The organism is Methylobacterium segetis (assembly GCF_004348265.1).
Taxonomy (GTDB): domain Bacteria; phylum Pseudomonadota; class Alphaproteobacteria; order Rhizobiales; family Beijerinckiaceae; genus Methylobacterium; species Methylobacterium segetis.
Genome location: NZ_SMNT01000211.1, coordinates 1 through 2,962, shown reverse-complemented (window position 1 = coordinate 2,962; position 2,962 = coordinate 1). Strand labels below are relative to the sequence as shown.

Genomic DNA, 2,962 nt, shown 5'->3' with positions numbered 1-2,962 from the left:
TTCGGGAATCGTCGTCTCCGCGTCGCCGATCACGAGGCGGCACCGGCCTGGCAAGGCGCGGCGCAGGGCCTCGAAATCCATCGGGAAATCGCCCTCCTGGAAATATTCCGGCATGTCGCGGTAATCGATCGCGGGCGGCATGCCGCTGCCGGTATCGAACCCCACGACATCGATGGCGACGCCCGTCGCGGCCTCGGCGCGCTCGGCAAGCTCGCACATGTTCAGGAGGCCGGCCCCGGCGGCGACGCCGAATTCCAGCACCGTGATCCGCGACAGCCCGCGCTTCTTCGCCTCCTCGGCCGCGAACAGGATCGGGAAGGCGTATTGCTGGCGCACCATCAGGTCGAAGGCGACCTTGGCGCGGAACGAGCCGAACAGGGCGACGCCGAGCGAGATCAGGTTGAGGTGCAGCGGCTCCGTGAGGCGCTCGACGAAGATCTTCCGGTGCTTGCCGTCGGAGAGCGCCCGACGGATCACGTAGGAGTTCAGCATCGGCCCCCGTCCTCGCGGCCCGTCGACCGCCTCTGCATGATTGTCTCGTTGAGCCCGAGGCTAAGCGGTGCAGATGCACCTGAACAGGGCGCCCCTGGGCCGCCCCGCACGAATCGAGCGTCAACGTTAAGAGCGTCCCCGGTCGCCAAAAGAAAGGGCGCGGCCTGAGGCAGGCCGCGCCCATCGATCCGGACCGGAGGGAAGGACCGCCTCAGAGCGTGCGGCGGATCTCCTCGACCCGGTAGCACTCGATCGTGTCGCCCGCGCGCATGTTCTCGAAGTTTTCGAAGGCCATGCCGCATTCCTGGCCCGAGGTGACTTCCTTCGCGTCGTCCTTGAAGCGCTTCAGGGTCTTCAGCTTGCCCTCGTGGATCACGACGTTGTCGCGGATCAGGCGAACATGGGCGCCGCGCTCCACCACACCATCCTGGACGCGGCAGCCGGCGACCTTGCCGACCTTGGAGACCTCGAAGACCTCCTGGACCAGCGCCTCGCCGAGGCGCTCCTCGCGGAGCGTCGGCGGGAGCATGCCGGACATCGTGGCTTTGATGTCGTCCACGAGGTCGTAGATGATGTTGTAGTAGCGTATCTCGGTGCCGGCCCGCTCGGCCGCCTCGCGTGCCTCCTTGTGGGCGCGCACGTTGAAGCCGATGACCACGGCCTTGGAGGCCTGCGACAGGGTGATGTCGGATTCGGTGATGCCGCCGACGCCCGCGAGCAGGATGCGCGCCGAGACCTCGTCGTTGCCGAGCTTCTCCAGCGCACCGGAGATCGCCTCGACCGAGCCCTGCACGTCGCCCTTGATGACGATCGGCAGCTCCTTGCGGCCGGCGCCTTCCTTGAGATCGCGCATCATGTCGACGAGCGAGCGGTTGGCGCCACCGGTGCGGGCCGCGAGCCGCTCGCGCTTGATGCGCGCCCGGTACTCGGTGACCTCGCGGGCGCGGGCCTCGTTCGGCACGACGACGACACGGTCGCCGGCATCCGGCGTGCCGTTGAAGCCGAGAACCTCCACCGGAACCGAGGGCCCGGCGTACTGGATGTTCTCGCCCTTGTCGTCGATGAGCGCCCGCACGCGCCCCCACTCGGCCCCCGCGACCACGATGTCGCCGGTGAACAGGGTGCCGCGCTGCACGAGGACCGTCGCGACCGGACCGCGTCCGCGATCGAGCTGCGCCTCGATGACCGTGCCTTCGCCGTCGCGCTTCTCGTTAGCGCGAAGGTTCATGATCTCGGCCTGGAGCTGCAGACCCTCGAGGAGGTCGGGCAACCCGTCACCGGTCTTGGCCGACACCTCGAATTCCAGGGTCTCGCCGCCCATCGACTCGACCTGGATGTCGTGCTGCAGCAGCTCGGTGCGGACCCGCTGCGGATTCGCGTCGGCCTTGTCGATCTTGTTGATCGCGATGATCATTGGGACAGCCGCCGCCTTGGCGTGCTGGATCGCCTCGACAGTCTGGGGCATCACGCCGTCATCGGCCGCCACCACGATCACCACGATGTCCGTCACCTTAGCGCCGCGGGCGCGCATGGAGGTGAAGGCCGCGTGGCCGGGGGTGTCGATGAAGGTGATGAGGTCGCCGCTCGGGGCCGCGACCTGGTAGGCACCGATGTGCTGGGTGATGCCGCCGGCCTCGCCCGAGACGACGTTCGCCTTGCGGATCGCGTCGAGCAGCGAGGTCTTGCCGTGGTCGACGTGGCCCATGATGGTCACGACCGGCGGCCGGGGATCGAGATCCTCCTCGAAATCGGGCTCGTCGGAGGTGAGACCCTCCTCGACGTCCGATTCGGCGACGCGGCGCACAGTGTGGCCGAGCTCCTCGGCGATGAGCTGGGCGGTATCCGAGTCGATCACGTCGGTGATTTTGTGGATCTCGCCCTGCTTCATCAGCAGACGGATCACGTCGACCGCGCGCTCCGACATGCGGTTGGCGAGCTCCTGGATCGTGATCGTCTCCGGGACCGTCACCTCGCGGGCGATCTTCTCCTTCTGCTCCACGTGCCGGTGGCCGCTCATGCGCTGCTGGCGACGGCGGAACGAGGCAACCGAGCGCGTGCGCTCCTCCTCGCCGGCGGTGGCATTGGCGATCGTCAGGCGGCCGCGATTGCGGTCGCCGCCGGGCGAGCGGGGGGTCTTGGGCGGTGTGATGATCTTCAGCGGCATGCCCGGCCGCCGGATCACGCGCTTGGTGTCGCCCTCCTCCTCGGCAGCGACCGCGGGGCGGCCGGCCGGGCGGGCAGCCGCCGTCGCGCCGGCGGGTCGCGCGGCGGTGGCGGGTGTCGCGGATTTCTCGGGCTCGGGAGCCGGCGCGGGCTTCGCCATGAAGCTGAGGTCGCGCGGCTTGCGGACATCGGCCGTGATCGTCCGGCGCGGCTCGCCGGCGGGCGGGCGCGGCGTGATCGGCGCGCGGACCGGAGCAGCGGTCGCCGGGCGGGCCGACGGGGCGGAGCGAGCGGCAGAGGCGGCCGC

The 2,962-nt window shown here is 69.4% G+C and carries 1 protein-coding gene and 1 pseudogene; both read right to left on the bottom strand.

All coding sequences use genetic code 11. The features are described from left to right. A pseudogene (locus E1J50_RS26025) lies at positions 1-492 on the bottom strand (hypothetical protein); the annotation flags it as partial. A gap of 211 nt (positions 493-703) precedes the next feature. Beyond that, positions 704-2,962 (bottom strand): translation initiation factor IF-2 (gene infB, locus E1J50_RS26020; protein ID WP_207919306.1); only part of this gene is annotated, 2,259 nt, incomplete at its 5' end.